This window comes from Peteryoungia wuzhouensis (genome assembly GCF_003205195.1).
In the GTDB taxonomy this organism is placed as follows: domain Bacteria; phylum Pseudomonadota; class Alphaproteobacteria; order Rhizobiales; family Rhizobiaceae; genus Allorhizobium; species Allorhizobium wuzhouense.
Window position 1 is genome coordinate 178,016 of record NZ_QJRY01000007.1, and the last position, 14,638, is coordinate 192,653.

The 14,638-nt window shown below is 63.2% G+C and carries 15 protein-coding genes and 2 riboswitches; of the genes, 1 reads left to right on the forward strand and 14 read right to left on the reverse strand.

What is annotated here, in order from left to right; translation table 11 throughout:
• Positions 1–12: 12 nt before the first annotated feature.
• From cobO to DMY87_RS18590, 12 genes are all read right to left on the reverse strand, one after another.
• Positions 13–645 (reverse strand): cob(I)yrinic acid a,c-diamide adenosyltransferase, encoded by a 633-nt coding sequence (cobO, locus tag DMY87_RS18535; protein ID WP_110793130.1) that lies wholly within the window; start codon positions 643–645, stop codon positions 13–15.
• Positions 642–1,088, reverse strand: a complete 447-nt coding sequence (locus DMY87_RS18540) for a GNAT family N-acetyltransferase (RefSeq protein ID WP_110793131.1) — start codon at positions 1,086–1,088, stop codon at positions 642–644. Before DMY87_RS18540 ends, cobO begins: the two co-directional genes overlap by 4 nt.
• Positions 1,085–1,504, reverse strand: coding sequence for a GFA family protein (locus tag DMY87_RS18545; protein WP_110793132.1), 420 nt, complete (start codon positions 1,502–1,504; stop codon positions 1,085–1,087). Before DMY87_RS18545 ends, DMY87_RS18540 begins: the two co-directional genes overlap by 4 nt.
• Complete coding sequence (gene cobN / locus DMY87_RS18550; RefSeq protein WP_110793133.1) at positions 1,497–5,606, reverse strand: cobaltochelatase subunit CobN; 4,110 nt, start codon at positions 5,604–5,606, stop codon at positions 1,497–1,499. Before cobN ends, DMY87_RS18545 begins: the two co-directional genes overlap by 8 nt.
• 3 nt (positions 5,607–5,609) lie before the next feature.
• Entirely contained in the window at positions 5,610–6,686 is a 1,077-nt protein-coding gene (gene cobW / locus DMY87_RS18555) for a cobalamin biosynthesis protein CobW (RefSeq protein ID WP_110793134.1), read from the reverse strand.
• Between the two features lie 3 nt (positions 6,687–6,689).
• Positions 6,690–7,220: a bifunctional adenosylcobinamide kinase/adenosylcobinamide-phosphate guanylyltransferase gene (gene cobU / locus DMY87_RS18560; protein ID WP_110793135.1), complete on the reverse strand. Its 531-nt coding sequence runs from the start codon at positions 7,218–7,220 to the stop codon at positions 6,690–6,692.
• A gap of 187 nt (positions 7,221–7,407) precedes the next feature.
• Positions 7,408–7,775: riboswitch (cobalamin riboswitch) on the reverse strand.
• 75 nt (positions 7,776–7,850) lie between these two features.
• Positions 7,851–8,666 carry a hypothetical protein gene (locus DMY87_RS18565; RefSeq protein ID WP_110793136.1) on the reverse strand — a complete coding sequence of 272 codons (816 nt, stop codon included), beginning with the start codon at positions 8,664–8,666 and terminating at the stop codon, positions 7,851–7,853.
• Between the two features lie 59 nt (positions 8,667–8,725).
• Positions 8,726–9,532, reverse strand: coding sequence for an ATP12 family chaperone protein (locus tag DMY87_RS18570; RefSeq protein WP_110793137.1), 807 nt, complete (start codon positions 9,530–9,532; stop codon positions 8,726–8,728).
• 9 nt (positions 9,533–9,541) lie between these two features.
• Positions 9,542–10,195 (reverse strand): HAD family hydrolase, encoded by a 654-nt coding sequence (locus DMY87_RS18575; protein WP_110793138.1) that lies wholly within the window; start codon positions 10,193–10,195, stop codon positions 9,542–9,544.
• Positions 10,192–11,181, reverse strand: coding sequence for an RluA family pseudouridine synthase (locus tag DMY87_RS18580; protein ID WP_110793139.1), 990 nt, complete (start codon positions 11,179–11,181; stop codon positions 10,192–10,194). Before DMY87_RS18580 ends, DMY87_RS18575 begins: the two co-directional genes overlap by 4 nt.
• Before the next feature lie 95 nt (positions 11,182–11,276).
• Positions 11,277–11,654 (reverse strand): fluoride efflux transporter CrcB, encoded by a 378-nt coding sequence (gene crcB / locus DMY87_RS18585; protein ID WP_110793140.1) that lies wholly within the window; start codon positions 11,652–11,654, stop codon positions 11,277–11,279.
• Between the two features lie 55 nt (positions 11,655–11,709).
• On the reverse strand, positions 11,710–12,246 hold the full coding sequence (locus tag DMY87_RS18590; protein ID WP_110793141.1) for a flavodoxin domain-containing protein: 537 nt from the start codon (positions 12,244–12,246) through the stop codon (positions 11,710–11,712).
• 208 nt (positions 12,247–12,454) lie between these two features.
• On the opposite strand from DMY87_RS18590, the gene DMY87_RS18595 reads away from it, so the two are divergent.
• A complete protein-coding gene (locus tag DMY87_RS18595) occupies positions 12,455–12,730 on the forward strand; it encodes a hypothetical protein (protein WP_110793142.1) in 276 nt (91 codons plus the stop codon).
• A gap of 86 nt (positions 12,731–12,816) precedes the next feature.
• Here the strand turns inward: DMY87_RS18595 and DMY87_RS18600 are convergent, their stop codons facing one another.
• Together DMY87_RS18600 and DMY87_RS18605 are read right to left on the reverse strand one after the other, a co-directional pair.
• A complete protein-coding gene (locus DMY87_RS18600; RefSeq protein ID WP_110793143.1) occupies positions 12,817–13,866 on the reverse strand; it encodes a copper chaperone PCu(A)C domain-containing protein in 1,050 nt (349 codons plus the stop codon).
• A gap of 71 nt (positions 13,867–13,937) precedes the next feature.
• Positions 13,938–14,309, reverse strand: a complete 372-nt coding sequence (locus DMY87_RS18605; protein ID WP_133253040.1) for a hypothetical protein — start codon at positions 14,307–14,309, stop codon at positions 13,938–13,940.
• A gap of 183 nt (positions 14,310–14,492) precedes the next feature.
• Positions 14,493–14,581: riboswitch (glycine riboswitch) on the forward strand.
• Positions 14,582–14,638 lie beyond the last annotated feature (57 nt).

The window sequence follows — 14,638 nt, forward strand, 5'->3', positions numbered from 1 at the left end:
CGTCCGTTACCTCTAATATTCAACCCCGATCTGGGCCTTGATTCCCGAGCGGAACGGATGCTTCACCAGCTCCATCTCGGTGACGAGATCGGCAAGCTCGATCAGCTCGTCCTTGGCATTGCGGCCGGTCAAGACGACATGGGTCATGTCAGGCTTTTCGGTCGCGAGGAACTCCAGAACCTCGCCAAGATCGATGTAGTCGTAACGGATCGCGATATTGATCTCGTCGAGAAGAACCATGGAATTGGCTGGATCGCGGATCAACTCCTTGGCCTTCTCCCAGGCCACCTGCGCCATCGCGATATCGCGCGCCTTGTCCTGGGTCTCCCAGGTGAAGCCTTCGCCCATGGTGTGGAATTCGCAGAGATCTGAAAAATGCCTGAGGATCAGGTCACGCTCGCCAGTCGACATGGCGCCCTTGATGAACTGAACGACGGCGCATTTCTTGCCGTGCGCGATGTGGCGGAAGATCATGCCGAAGGCAGCCGACGACTTGCCCTTGCCCTTGCCTGTGTGAACGATGATCAGGCCCTTCTCGCCGGTTTTCGTCGCCATGATCTTATCACGCGCGGCCTTCTTCTTCGCCATCTTCTCGGCGTGGCGAGCAAGATCCGCCTCGGGGCTGTGGGTCGTTTCCTCGGTCATTCTTTACTCCCGGAACTGTTGAATTGTTTGGCAAACCAGATGCGCTGCGGCGCATCCCCGACTTTCGGCAGCCGTCCGATCTCCTGGTAGCCCTCACGCACATAAAATCTGGGCGCCTGAAACTCGAATGTATCGAGATAGATGCCGACCAGCCCCTCGTCGCGCGCGATCGCCTCCGCCTTGCGAAGGAGGAGCGAACCGATCCCGCTTCCTCGTGCCTCGGGCGAGACGGCGAGAAGCTTGACGAAAAACCAGCGCTGGAGATGGGCGCCGACCAGTCCACCCAGCAAGTTCCCATCGGAATCGCGGACCCGAAGGTGCACCCTCAGACCTTCGAAGGGTCGCCCCAGGGCCGCAGCTGCGTCATCGAGGATGGCATCGACCGCGTCGGGCAGCGCTGGGTCGGCTCCGTCAATGCGCTCGATCTCAAACGCGACCGTCATACGCCACCCCCACTTTTCGGCAGTCCGTCATCCACATGCAACCAGTCGACGCGCTCGTCCCAATGCCAATGCTCGCGGATGGGGATGGATAAGCCCGCATCGAGGCTCGCCACGTAGAGGTCGATATCACCGGGGCGCCTTTCGGTTTCAAACGACATGGGCGCGCCGCACGTTGCGCAAAAGCCGCGCCTGACGCCCGGCGAGGACGCATAAAAGCGCAGGCTCTCGCCTGTCAGCTCAGTCCCCTCGCGAGGCACAGTGAAAAACGTGGTGATGGGCGAAGAGGTCGCACGCCGGCAGCTTTCGCAGTGGCAATGGCCGGAGGCCCTAACCAAGCCTCTGGCCGTGAAGCGCACGCCGCCACACAGGCAGTGGCCGCTCAAAGCCTGAGGTTCTCCGGTTTGCATGTCAGGCATGTTGCTCTCCCTGCGTCATCTCCACGAGGGTGAACTTGGCCGAATTGCTCTTCGGCGTCCACAGGCCGCGCTCGATCGCCTCGATCAAACGCTCGGCGAGCTCCTTCTGGGCGGGCGCATTCTTCTCGGCCATGAAGTCGCGGACGCGCTCATCGAGAACAAAAGCCTGGTAGACGGCTTCAAAATGGTGATCGCGGACGGCGCCGGTGGTGGCGGCAAAGGCGAACATGTAGTCGACCGTCGCGGTGATTTCGAAGGCGCCCTTGTAGCCGTGGCGCATGACGCCTTCGATCCATTTCGGATTGACGACACGGGCGCGCACGACCCGGCCGATCTCCTCTTCGAGGCTACGGATCACAGGCTTTTCCGGCCGCGAATGGTCGTTGTGATAGACCTTGGGCCTTACACCCGCGACATGTTCGACCGCCGCCGTCATGCCGCCTTCGAACTGGTAATAATCGTCACTGTCGAGCAGGTCGTGTTCCCGATTATCCTGGTTCTGCACCACGGCCTGGACCGAGCGCAGGCGTTCCTCGAACAGGCCGCGTTCCGCCTTGCCCTCCTCGCCCGCGCCGTAGGCATAGCCGCCCCAGACGAGATAGCTTTCGGCGAGATCGGCGCGGTCGGTCCAGCCCTTCTCATCGATCAGGGCCTGCAGGCCCGCGCCATAGGCGCCGGGCTTGGAACCGAAGACGCGGTAGCCGGCGCGGCGCGCGGCCTGCTTGTCGTCCAGCCCCTCGCCTTTAAATTTCTCTGTTTCCGCCCGCACGCGCGCCGCAATCGGGTTATCACCCTCATCTTCATCGAGCGCTGACACAGCCCGCACCGCCTTGTCGAACAGCGCGATCTGCTCCGGAAACGCGTCGCGGAAGAAGCCGGAGATGCGCAGGGTGACATCGACACGCGGCCGCCCAAGGATCGCCATCGGCATCACCTCGAAGCCGGTGACGCGCCGCGAGGCCATGTCCCAGAGCGGCTTGACGCCGATCAACGCCAAGGCTTGAGCGATATCGTCGCCGCCGGTGCGCATGTTCGACGTGCCCCAGGCGGTGATGCCGAAGGAAACAGGCCATTCGCCATGATCCTGCACATAACGCTGGATCAGCAATTCGGCGGATTTCTTGCCGAGCTCGTAAGCCGCCGGTGTCGGTACGGCGCGGCTGTCGACGGAGTAGAAGTTTCGGCCGGTCGGCAGCACGTCTGGCCGCCCACGGGTCGGAGCGCCGGAGGGACCGGGGGGCACGAACTGGCCCGAGAGACCTTTCAGCAGGCCCTCGATTTCGGCGGGGCCGGAAGACACGACGGCGGGTTTGAGGCGCGTTTCGATCTCGGCGAGAACAGCACGGGTGCACGGCCAGTCCTCCGGGCAGGCGATCTCGCCAGCGACCAGTTTACCGGCGAGGAGTTCGATGCGCTCGACAGTGTCGCCATGGGTGCGCCAGTGGGCGTCAGTGACATCGGATAGGATCGCGGGTTGCGGGCCTGACCACGGATCGGACATGACGCAGTCGAGGGGGTCGAACATATGCCCCTCATCCGCCCTTCGGGCACCTTCTCCCCGCAGGCGGGGAGAAGGGGGCACGCCATCGGCCACGATCCCGTTCTCCCCCCTTGTGGGGGAGATGCCCGGCAGGGCAGAGGGGGGTAAGTCAGAGCGCGGCCCCTGAAGGTCACCCCCCTCTGTCAGCTTCGCTGACATCTCCCCCACAAGGGGGGAGAGCAAATCAAGATCCCTCGCAATCGCGCGCTGCAGGCTTGCATCTCCTCCCTCGCCTTGGCCCCTCGGCACCCGCGCCAGTGCGACGACAAGATCGGTCAACAGCCGTCCCTCAGGCGCAAGCCCGAAGATGTGCAGCCCGTCGCGGATCTGCATTTCCTTGAGGTCGCAGAGATAGGCGTCGAGCTTTTCCAGCGCCTGATCTTCCGCCTCATCCTTGGCAATCCCCGCATCCTGGTCGAGGCCTATATCGGCGATCAGTTCCAGGATCTGTTTCTTCAAGAGAACGAGCCGGCGCGGGTCACCGCCTGCGGCTTCGTAATACTCGTCGACCAATGTCTCCAGGTCCTTCAGCGGGCCATAGCTCTCGGCCCGCGTCAAAGGCGGCGTCAGGTGGTCGATGATGACGGCGGAGCTGCGGCGCTTCGCCTGCGTGCCCTCGCCGGGATCGTTGACGATGAAGGGATAGAGATGCGGGAGCGGTCCGAAAACGGCTTCGGGGAAACAGGTTTCCGACAGCGCCAGCGCCTTGCCCGGCAGCCATTCGAGATTGCCGTGCTTGCCCATGTGGATGACGGCCTGCGCGCCGAAGTCCCGCCGCAGGAAGGCGTAGAAGGCGAAATAGCCATGCGGCGGCACGAGATCCGGCGCGTGGTAGGTTTCCTTGGGATCGATATTGTAGCCCCTCGCCGGCTGGATGCCGATCATGAGCTTACCGAAGCGCATCAGCGGCAGCGCAAAGGCACCATCGCGATGGAAGGGATCGGTTTCCGGCGCACCCCACCGCGTGGTCACGCGTTCCTGAACCTCCTTGGGAAGACCTTCAAAGAAGGCTTTGTAATCGCCTAGTGAAAGCTGTTCACGGATCTCCCGCCCATCGTTTGCCGCATTGGTCGGTCCCGCCATCAGCGCTAGCATCAGCGCATCGCCGTCCGCGGGCAGATCGCTGACATCGTAACCGGCATCGCGCATGGCGCGCATCACTTCGATCGTTCCGGCAGGCGTATCGAGACCAACGCCATTGCCAAGTCGTCCGTCACGGTTCGGGTAGTTGGCCATGACCAGTGCCACGCGGCGCTCAGCCGGCTCGGTCGCGCGAAGCCTCGCCCAGTTGGCTGCGAGTTCGGCGACGAAACGCATGCGGCCGGTATCCGGCTCGTGGCTCACAAGATTGGCCTCGACCCGCTCGTCGAACCGCGCCTTCGATTTGAACGAGACGGCACGTGTCAGCACCCGGCCATCGACCTCCGGCAGGGCGACACTCATGGCGAGGTCGCGGGCACTCAGGCCTTGGCTCGAGGTCTCCCAGGTCGCCCTGGAGGAGGAAGAGAAAATCGTCTGCAGTACGACGGCACCGGTCTCGTCGAGCACCGTCGACGGCTTTTCCGCGCCAGGTGTCGAGACGGCGAAGCCTGTCGTGTTGATCACCACGGATGGTGGGAAGCGGGTGAAGATGGCCCGCAGCGTGCCGACCGAGACCTGGTCCTTGAGGCTCGACACGAAGACCGGCAGCGGGATGAGGCCCTCAGCTTTCAAGGCTTCGACCATGGCCTCCACAGGGGCCGTTTCGCCGCTCTGGACGAGGGCGCGGTAGAAGCAGAGGGGGGCAACATTCCCTCTCCCCGCCTGCGGGGAGAGGGTCAGGGTGAGGGGCTGCTCTTGCTCGGTACTTTGCCCCTCATCCGCCCTTCGGGCACCTTCTCCCCGTGAACGGGGAGAAGGAGGCACGCCGCCGGCCGCAAAGCCACTCTCCCCCCTTGTGGGGGAGATGGCCGGCAGGCCAGAGGGGGGTGCCGAAAACGCCAGCCTCTCCCATTCCTCAACCCCGATCACGCCCCTGCCCGGCCACCAGATTCCGGCTTTCAGCAGCGGACGCGCAGGTTCCGGTCGGTCGGTGCCATCGAGAATAGCCTCGGCATAGGCGACAAAAGCCGAGGCATTCCCCGCACCGCCTTCGGTCAGATAGGTCCACAGCGCGCTGCGGTCCTCGTCTGAGCTGTTCTGAAACGGCGAAAGCCCCTCGTCCGGCTTGTCGTCACCGGGCAGCACGATGATCACAGCGCCGCTGCGGCGGGCTGAGGCATGCAGCGCCTCCAGCGCATAGTGGAAGTAGCTCGCCCCACCCAGCGCCCGCACCACGATCAGCCGCGCATGGCGCGCCGTGCGTTCGATATAGGTATCGACCGACATCGGATGTTTCAGCGTCATCAGACTGGCGAGACGCCAGCGCAGCGCCTCTCCGCCCCTCGCCTCCACAGCTGCGGCAATCGCCGCAAGCTCCGTGTCTGCCGCCGAGAGGAAGAGAATATCCCCCGGCGTCTGGCCGAGATCGATCGCCTCGTCGCCGTCGCTGATCGATCCCTTCTGGGCTAGGAGGAGATGCATGGATCAGCCGGCCGCCGCCTGGACGTCCTCGACGACAGAACCGAAGTCCCATTCATGTAGGCCGATGACGACAATACGCGTCTCGCGCTTTTCGGCGCTCGTCCAGGGACGATCGAAATAGGTGTCGATGCGGGTGCCGACGGCCTGGATGACGAGGCGCATCGGCTTGCCGGGAACGTCGATGAAGCCCTTGAGGCGCAGAATGTCGTGCTTTTCGATGACAGGCTTCAGGCGGTCGATGAATTCGGAAGCGTCCTTGATCGCGCCGAGCTTCAAAACGAAGCTCTCGAACTCGTCGTGGTCATGATGATGGTCGTGGTCTTCGCCGGAGGCATGCAGCGCCTCGTGCTCCAGCTCGTGATGCGACTTGCGGTTATCGATGTCATCTTCCGTGCTGGCGCCGATGCCGAGCAGAACCAGCGAGGGCACCTCGCCGTTCTTTGCCTCGATCATCGAGGGCTTGCGGCTGGTGCGGCCGGTCACCTCGGCGCGCACGGCGGCAATGCCGGCAGCGTCGAGCAGGTCAGTCTTGTTGAGGACGATGAGGTCGGCGCAGGTGAGCTGATCGTCGAAGAGTTCCTCGATCGGGCTTTCATGGTCGACACTGTCGTCCTCCGCCCGCTGGGCGGCGACCGCGTCATGGTCGTCGGCAAAACGGCCAGCGGCAACGGCAGCACTGTCGACGACGGTCACGACACCGTCGACCGTCACGCGGGTGCGGATATCCGGCCAGTTGAAGGCGGCGACCAGCGGCTGCGGCAGCGCCAGTCCCGAGGTCTCGATGACGATGTGGTCGGGCTTAACGTCGCGGTCGAGCAGCTTCTGCATGGTCGGCACGAAATCGTCGGCGACGGTGCAGCAGATACAGCCGTTGGTGAGCTCGATGATGTCGTCCTCGGTGCAGTTGTCGGCGCCACAGCCCTTCAGCACGTCGCCATCGACGCCGAGATCACCGAACTCGTTGATGATCAGCGCGATCTTCTTGCCGCCGGCATTCATCAGCATGTTGCGGATGATGGTGGTCTTGCCCGCGCCGAGGAAACCGGTGATCACGGTGGCGGGAATCTTTTGCTGCAACATGGTTCAACCCTTCATTTTCAGCGGCAGTCCGGCCGCGACGAAATAGACTTCAGCCACTTGCGCGGCGATCGATTGGTGGAGACGGCCGGCATGGTCGCGGAAGGCACGGGCCATCCTGTTTTCGGGTACGATGCCGAGGCCGACTTCATTGGAGACGAAGATGACGGTCGCCTGGAGTTCTGCGAGCATGGCTGCGAGTGCTGCACCTTCTGCGTCGACGTCACGGCCCTCTTCCATCATCAGATTGGTGACCCACAGCGTCAGGCAGTCCACAAGGATGACGCGGCCGGGTCGGTCGAGCGCCCTCAGAGCGCCGATCAGGTCGAGCGGCTCCTCATGGGTCGTCCAGCCACCATCGGCACGGTCGGCCTTGTGTGTTTCGATGCGGGCGCGCATCTCGTCGTCCCAAGCGCGGCCGGTTGCGAGATAGACACGGTCGAAGCCAGTGTCGCGCGCCATGGTTTCGGCAAAATGAGACTTGCCGGATCGGGCGCCGCCGAGAACAAGGATGGATCGGGAATGGGATGTCGTCATGGAGCGCAGAGGCCTCCATGCAGCGGCGCGCACTGATGCCACCCCTCGGGTGCCGCAGGATCCGCCTTTGCAGAGAAGCCGCGCCCAAACGGCGTGAGCCCCCTGCGGGACCCAGAGGGTCCGCATGTCTCAAACGTCGCCAAGACAACCTCCGTGTTGGCAACGGGGATTGCTCCCCAGGTGGGCGTTATGCCCGTCACGGATGGCAGGTCTCCTGGCTCGCAGGTCGTGGCACGGATGCCAGCGGGTCTTCCTCACCTTCCCGGAGTTTTTGCGACACGAAGAGGCGGACGATTCGTAGAGAAAGAGGCGTCCAGCCCCGGCTATTCGAGTCGCCACTCCAGTGGCTTTTCCCACCTCCGCGAAACGACGGCCGACCGCACCGTGCGGTCCGTCGCCATCGATCTCAAAAGGCAGGATGGAAGACCCTCACTGCAATACAGTCGCGGGGTCGGCTGCGTTCGGCTTGCCCTGGATGGGTCCAGGCCTTCGCATTCCCTTTTGCTTCCCAGGCGGCCTGTCTGCCGTCCGGAAACCATCCGCGACTAGGATTAGGCGCGGGCCCTCCCCAAGTCAATCGCGGCAGCGGCATCGGCCAGCGTTAAAAACGTCAAGCTCCAAGCCCCGAAATCACGGCTTGGGCGTAAGGCAATCGCTGGCAATCGTCGGGTCGCAACCGGTGCCAAGACGCACCGCGCCGCGTGCACCCTGCTCGACCGTGGTGCCGGATTTCACTTCCGCCGCAGCACGGGCCGGCTGGGCGGGGAATGCGGTCGGCTGGGGCGCTGCCGTCGGGACGACAGGCGGAGCCGCCATCTCTTCAGGCGCCGGCTTGGGAGCCTGTGCTGGCAAGGGTTTGGCAGGAATCACGGCGACCGGAGCAGCCGGCCTTGCGGCTGCCCACACCGGCGGTGACGGCAACGTCCCCTGAACCTCCGGATCGGTCTTCAGGCGCGTCGAAATCTCGGGGCGAACCGCGACTATGCGCTTCATGGGATGGGCAAGCGAAAAGTCGAAGCGGATGCGCGCGGCAATTTCCTCGGCAAGCAACGCGCGCGCAAAGCGCGGGTCGTTGGTCGGAGCGTTGACGACATATCGACCTTCTGCGACCGGGTCGCCCGTCTCGACGGAGGTCGCGATCACGCTTACATGCGCGCGCTCCAGGCGCCGGCGCGCGCCTTCGCCGTTGTCCAGACGGTCGATCTTGACCATCAACACGACACGCTCGGCGCCCGGCGGCGGATTGGTGGCAGCAATGGCCGCCGACACGCGTGCGTCAACGCCGGCTATGAGATCGAGCGGCATGCGCGCGTCAGCCATCACGGTGACGTTTCGAACATAGTAGACCAGCGGCCGGGGAAACATGCGAGCCTGGATGCTCGCACAGGAGACAAGGCACAGCACGAGCCCAAACGCGATTGCGGTGCGCAGACGACGAACTGTCATGACGACTCCGGCGGTGATTCTTCCCGCCAGAGCATCGGCCCATCATGGTTAGCGCAAAGTTAAATTGCCGGGTCGAGGGCGGCAAACAATGCGGCGGCGGCCGCGTATTCCGCGTAACGCGCCTCGCGGCGGGCTTCGGCCTCCTCGTCGCTGCCCCAGTGTTCACTGGTCCAGTCTTCATCGACATGGGCAAGCGCCCAGACAGTGTCGAGATCGAATGCGCTTTCGGCGAAGGCGAGCGCGAGAACGGCCGACCCGGTCAGAGTGGTCACGACATTCAGACAGGAAATCCGAAACGGCTCACGATAGGCGTTGAGCGCGGCCGCATAGGCCGCAATCGCTGCGGCTGGCTGTGCCTGGTGCATCACTCCCTCGACGAGAATGAAGCGGGCCTGGTGGGCGGCGGCAATCCACGCCAGCACCGGATCCCAGCTCTTTGCCTGGCGCTCGACCAGCTCCTTCGGCGCATCGGCGCGGTAACAAAGAAGGTCGTTTCCGGCAAAACGCACGATCTCGTCGAAGACGTCATCAAGACTGATGGCAACCGCATCGATGGCGGTATTCGCGAGCTTGGTGATCGGCATCTTGGCCGGGTCGATATGCTCACCTTGAGCGGCCCATTCTGCCACGACCAGTTCTGCAGCCTCGCGCGTCGGCAGGGTCAGCGCCTTCTTGGCCGGGGTCTTCACCAACTTGCCGTCGAGCAGGACAGAGAAGCCCTCCAGCCCTTCTGCAATGGAAGCATCCTTGTAGAACCGTTTCGGCAGCGGCCGCTTCATCTGGATCTGGGCACGGCGTACCGGATCCTCGTGGCTGTGCTCCGGAACGAAGGTGCCGAAAATGTCCTTGTCGAGCTCGTCGCGCATGAAGTGCTCCTAGTGAATATAGGCCAGAAGGTCGGCCGGCCGTTCGACGACGGCATCGGCACCGGCGTTCCAGAGATCCTCGACCGCGGCGTAGCCCCAGCCAACCCCGATGGCTGTCGCGCCAGCGGCTTTTGCCATTTGCATGTCGTACACCGCATCGCCGATGACAATCGTCTCGCGCGGCACGATGCCGGCTTCGTCACAGCATTCGTTGACCATCGCCGGATGCGGCTTGGACGGGCAGTCGTCCGCGGTGCGGCAGAACAGGAAATGGGGTTTTAGTCCATGGCCTTCAAGAATCATTTCGAGGCCACGGCGTGATTTGCCGGTGACGGCACCCAGCCAGATATCTTCGCGCGCGATCAGCGTGTCGAGGACCTCGCGGATACCGTCGAACATAGTCTCGCCGAAGCCGGACGTGCGGCGCACCTCTGCGAAGATCGCCTTGTAATGCGCCGCCATGGCAACCGCCTCATCGTCGGCATGCGGCTTGCCATCCATACGGGCTATCGCGATGTCGAGCGTCAGGCCGATGATCGACTTGGTCGTGGCAAAGGCCGGTTCGGGCTTCTGGAAATCGCGGAAGGTGTGGCGCATAACCTCATGTATCAGGCCGGCGCTGTCGACCAGCGTGCCGTCGCAATCGAAGAGAACAAGCTTCATTCGGCGTCCCTGTCACCGTCGCGCTGGTCGAAGCCGAGCAGGTTCCAGCTCTGCACCATGTGCGGCGAGAGAGGTGCGGTCACCTTCAGCCGTCCGCCATTGGGATGCGGCAGGTCGATGTAGCGTGCATGCAGGTGCAGACGCTTCTGGATGCCGCCGGGGAAATCCCAATTGTGGTCGTCGATGAAGTATTTGGGATCACCGATGATCGGATGCCCGATATGGAGCGCGTGGACACGCAACTGGTGAGTCCGGCCCGTATAGGGCTCCATTTCCAGCCAGGCGAGGTTCTGAGCGGCGGTATCGACAACACGGTAATAAGTCACCGCGTGATCGGCGCCCTCCTCGCCATGTTTGCAGACCCGCATGCGGTCGCCCTCGTCGGTCTGGTCCTTGGTGAGCCAGGTCGAGATCTTGTCCTCGTGCTTGCGCGGCACGCCCTTCACCAGCGACCAGTAGATCTTCTTGGTGTCGCGCTCGCGGAAGGCGGCCGTCAGCTTCTGGGCGGCGCCGCGCGTGCGGGCGACGACGAGCACGCCCGAGGTGTCGCGGTCCAGGCGATGCACCAGGCGCGGCTTCTCGCCCTTCTTGCTGGTCCAGGCTTCAAGCATCTGATCGATATGGCGGTTGAGGCCGGAGCCCCCCTGGACAGCGAGACCGGCCGGCTTGTTGAGCACGAAGACCTTTTCGTCCTCGTGCAGCAGCATGCGCGACAGGAGTTCATGGTCGTCGCCATGCTTCAGGTCGTGACTGGACATCGGTCCGGTCTTCTTGGCGTCCACTTCCATCGGCGGGATACGCACCACCTGGCCGGGCTGAACCCGGGCGTCGGACTTGACGCGGCCGCCATCGACACGCACCTGACCGGAGCGCAGGAGTTTCTGCAAGGCACCGAAGCCGAGACCCGGATAGTGGATCTTGAACCAGCGGTCGAGGCGCATGCCGGCCTCGTCTGCCTCCACGGTGATATGTTCGATGCCAGCCATCTGGGTTCTTTCATTCTGCAAGCGGGCAGAGCCCTTTGTCCGGAGCCTTTAGTTGATTTCGGCCCGGAAGGGAAAGCAGAAATGAAATCGGCGCCTCAGAACAGGCTGCGACCGAGCAGAAGCCCGCCAAAGGCTGCGCCCAGGGCAAGGATCAGGCTCGCGCCGACATAGGCAAAGGCGTGAGCCGTCGCGCCGCGCTCGATCAGCGCCATGGTGTCGAGCGAGAAGGAGGAAAAGGTGGTGAAGCCGCCGAGAACGCCGACAACCAGCAGCAGCCGCAGTTCGGTCGAGGCATCGAAGCGACGGGCGACGAGTTCGGTCAGAATGCCGATCGCAAACGAACCGACGATGTTGACCGTGAGGGTGCCCCAGGGAAAGGACAAGCCCATCAGTCGGGTCATGCCGAGTCCGACGAGATACCGGGCGACCGAACCGATCGCCCCGCCGATGGCGACAAGCAGGATATGGAACAAGGCGGCCTCCGGCACGTGAGCAATGGACCGGTTCAAGCCGTTGCGAGGCCCGTCGTCAAGTCCTTGCAGTCACGCGGAAGTCCGCGACAAAACGGCGAAGCGCCGTCCAGTCGGTGAATTCGTGATCGTGATGGATGTCGGTGGGCGCCTTTTCCTGCGCGGCCATGCGCTTCATCATCCAGCGTTTGAAGAAGTCATACTCGCTGTAGCGCAGCGCCCCTGCGGCATTATGCACCATCGCCGGCTTCCAGCCGGTTTCGGACAAGAGACCGTCGGGAAAATGTTGCGCCTCCTGGCGTTCCTCTTCCAGTTCGCTGCGGATCAGCAGGGTGACGGAAATAAAGGCGGAGGGAACGCTGTTCAACCACTCGGCTTCCTGGCGGACGAATGCAACGAAGGCTGCAGGATAACGGGCGGCATGAATGGGCGCACACAGGATGGCGGCCTCGGGATGACCAAGGGCATATTCTCCGCCCAGCCCGATATCCAACAGCAGAGCCCGGTCTCCGGCAGCCTCAACTTCCGCCGCCACCCGCTCGGCGATCTTGCGTGACTGGCCTTCCACGGAAGCATATCCGACGAGAATGATCATGGCCCGGCTCCTTGCTGTGAGGGACTGTGGAGATCCTACCCCACGGCGCGCCCGGCGCCTTGATCTGCCGCAAATTGCGGCGTCCGTCGCTCTCGAAAGGCGGCCTTTGGTTCGTTATAGTTTTATTCAAAGACCATAATTCGACTTAAAGATGCATATATACCCGTAGTTTATTCTAATGTCGTTATGTACTCTGCGGAACACACCCATGACACAGGTTGTCACAGTCTCTGCCCATACCGCCGCTTATGCGATGGAGCCGATCAAACCGCCGCAGCGCGTGTCACGCGCCTCCTATGTCGAGGACCATACGCGGGTGCTTGCTGAAAAGGCCGCCCGCGGCGACGACCCTCGTATTCGTGCTCTCGTCAGCGTGGTCCAGCCTCCGGCGCTGGCCCTGTATTTCCTCACAGCGAGCCAGGAGCGCCTGGAACAGGCGACCCTCAAGGACACGATCGAGGCCTACAAGAACTCGGTCGCCTGACCGCAAACCGTCGTCAAGCCAACACGAGAAAACCGCGACCGTTTCCGGCCGCGGCTCCATTTTGTGTCAGGTATTGATGAAGCGGATCACTTGGCCTTGGCCGGCCCGACCGGCAGCACGACGTCGACCTTGCCAGCTTTTTCGAATGTCAGCGTCACCGTGACCGACTGGCCTTCCTGGAACGGCTCGGCCACCTTGAAGAACATCATGTGCAACCCACCAGGCGTCAGTTCGACAGTCTGGCCGGCCGGGACAGGAATGCCGTCCGGCAGCTGCCGCATCTTCATGACATCCCCCTGCATTGCCATTTCATGCAGCTGCACCTCGCCGGCGCGGTCCGATGCCGCGGATACAAGCCGGTCGTCGCTCCCACCCTTGTTGGTGATCGTGATGAAGCCGCCACCGACCGGCTGACCGGGCAGCATGGCCTTGATGAAGCCTGTGGTCAGGTCGAGATCACCAAGGCTCACGGGCTGGAAGCCGCCTGGATCGGTTGCCGCCATGTGGTCACCATGGCCCGCATGGGCATCGTGACCGGCATGGGCGCCATGCGCATCGGCGGCAGCAGCCTGATCGCCGTGGCCGGCATGGGCACCGTGACCGGCATGGGCATCGGCCTCGGCGGCGACGAGCTTCAAGACCGGAGCCGGTCCGTCGAGTTCGTGCGGATCCTGACCGGGCGCTGCGATCTGGTCCCAGGCGACCTTGCCGTCCGCACCGCAAAGCTGAACGGTCGGGAATGCGAGACCCGTTGCCGGATCACCGGCCGCGACCTTCCCGTAGACGGTGAAGGTGTCGTAGAAATTGTCCGGCAGCTCACCGTTCTTGAAGCGGATCTCGACAGGACCGGACTTCACTTCCTTGCCGTGGTTATCGTAGCTCTTCTGGTAGTCGCCGTTGATGATCTCGATCTCCCAGCCCGGCTTGACCATGGGCTTGGCGGAGATGAAGCCTTCCGGCAGCTTGATCTGGACTTCATTGGTGGCCTTGCCATCGCAACCGTGCGGAACCTGCAGGGTGGCGGCGACATAGGATCCGACGGCAACCGGTGCATTGGCAAAGGTGGCGTGAGCAAACGCGGACCCGGCCGAAGCGAGGGCGACGAGGCTGGTGGCGGCAAGCAATTTGATCTTCATGGTTATTCTCCGTACCGCGACGCATGTGCGTCCTGCGGCGATCCTCTGTTCGATTGATGTGTTGCGAAGGATCAGGCGGAGAGTGGAGGCCCGCGCAGGCGCGGACGGTCGAGCAGATGGGCGGAGCGTACCGGCGGCTCTGGTGCCTTAACTGCGCCGAGGCTGGCAAAGCTGCTGAGAAGCCAGGCATGATCCGGCGGCGACGGCAGAAGAATGGCACCCGCAAGACGGCAGGCTTCGCAATCCCCTGAAGGATTGGCATGCTTCTTCGCGTCGTCGGCAATGCAGAGATCGGCGAAGGTCCCATCGGGCAGGCTATAGGCGACCGAAAGCACCTCCCTTGCCGTTGCCGTCGGCATGCGATGGGCAAAGCCGACAGACAGGAAGACCATGGCGCATAGAATGCGCAAGATCATCGTCGCTGTCTTTCGTGTTGGCTTCATCGTCGTCCCCGTTCGGATCATTGCTTTATCGCGATGCGCACGCCAAGCCAAGCGGCGAGATGACGCGGCACCCTGCAACCTTTCGGAGACATAGGCAGAGGTGCGCAGGACGCCCCAGCGACAATTATTTGTTCGAGAGCGACGCAGCCCCTTGCCAAGCTGCCCCACTGCCAGATAATGCCATCACACCTTGTTGGGAGAAGCCGGTTCAATCCGGTGCCGAAGGAGCAACCGCCCCGGAAACTCTCAGGCAAAAGGACCACAAGGCGTCGACTGCACTCTGGAGAGAGGCCCGTTTCCAAAGCGGACCAAGCCGAAGGGATAACAAT

Excerpts from the sequence above, each read along its gene's own strand:
- cobO (WP_110793130.1), bottom strand. The coding sequence starts at position 645 with ATGACCGAGGAAACGACCCACAGCCCCGAGGCGGATCTTGCTCGCCAC.
- DMY87_RS18540 (WP_110793131.1), bottom strand. The coding sequence starts at position 1,088 with ATGACGGTCGCGTTTGAGATCGAGCGCATTGACGGAGCCGACCCAGCG.
- DMY87_RS18545 (WP_110793132.1), bottom strand. The coding sequence starts at position 1,504 with ATGCCTGACATGCAAACCGGAGAACCTCAGGCTTTGAGCGGCCACTGC.
- cobN (WP_110793133.1), bottom strand. The coding sequence starts at position 5,606 with ATGCATCTCCTCCTAGCCCAGAAGGGATCGATCAGCGACGGCGACGAG.
- cobW (WP_110793134.1), bottom strand. The coding sequence starts at position 6,686 with ATGTTGCAGCAAAAGATTCCCGCCACCGTGATCACCGGTTTCCTCGGC.
- cobU (WP_110793135.1), bottom strand. The coding sequence starts at position 7,220 with ATGACGACATCCCATTCCCGATCCATCCTTGTTCTCGGCGGCGCCCGA.
- DMY87_RS18565 (WP_110793136.1), bottom strand. The coding sequence starts at position 8,666 with ATGACAGTTCGTCGTCTGCGCACCGCAATCGCGTTTGGGCTCGTGCTG.
- DMY87_RS18570 (WP_110793137.1), bottom strand. The coding sequence starts at position 9,532 with ATGCGCGACGAGCTCGACAAGGACATTTTCGGCACCTTCGTTCCGGAG.
- DMY87_RS18575 (WP_110793138.1), bottom strand. The coding sequence starts at position 10,195 with ATGAAGCTTGTTCTCTTCGATTGCGACGGCACGCTGGTCGACAGCGCC.
- DMY87_RS18580 (WP_110793139.1), bottom strand. The coding sequence starts at position 11,181 with ATGGCTGGCATCGAACATATCACCGTGGAGGCAGACGAGGCCGGCATG.
- DMY87_RS18590 (WP_110793141.1), bottom strand. The coding sequence starts at position 12,246 with ATGATCATTCTCGTCGGATATGCTTCCGTGGAAGGCCAGTCACGCAAG.
- DMY87_RS18595 (WP_110793142.1), top strand. The coding sequence starts at position 12,455 with ATGACACAGGTTGTCACAGTCTCTGCCCATACCGCCGCTTATGCGATG.
- DMY87_RS18600 (WP_110793143.1), bottom strand. The coding sequence starts at position 13,866 with ATGAAGATCAAATTGCTTGCCGCCACCAGCCTCGTCGCCCTCGCTTCG.
- DMY87_RS18605 (WP_133253040.1), bottom strand. The coding sequence starts at position 14,309 with ATGAAGCCAACACGAAAGACAGCGACGATGATCTTGCGCATTCTATGC.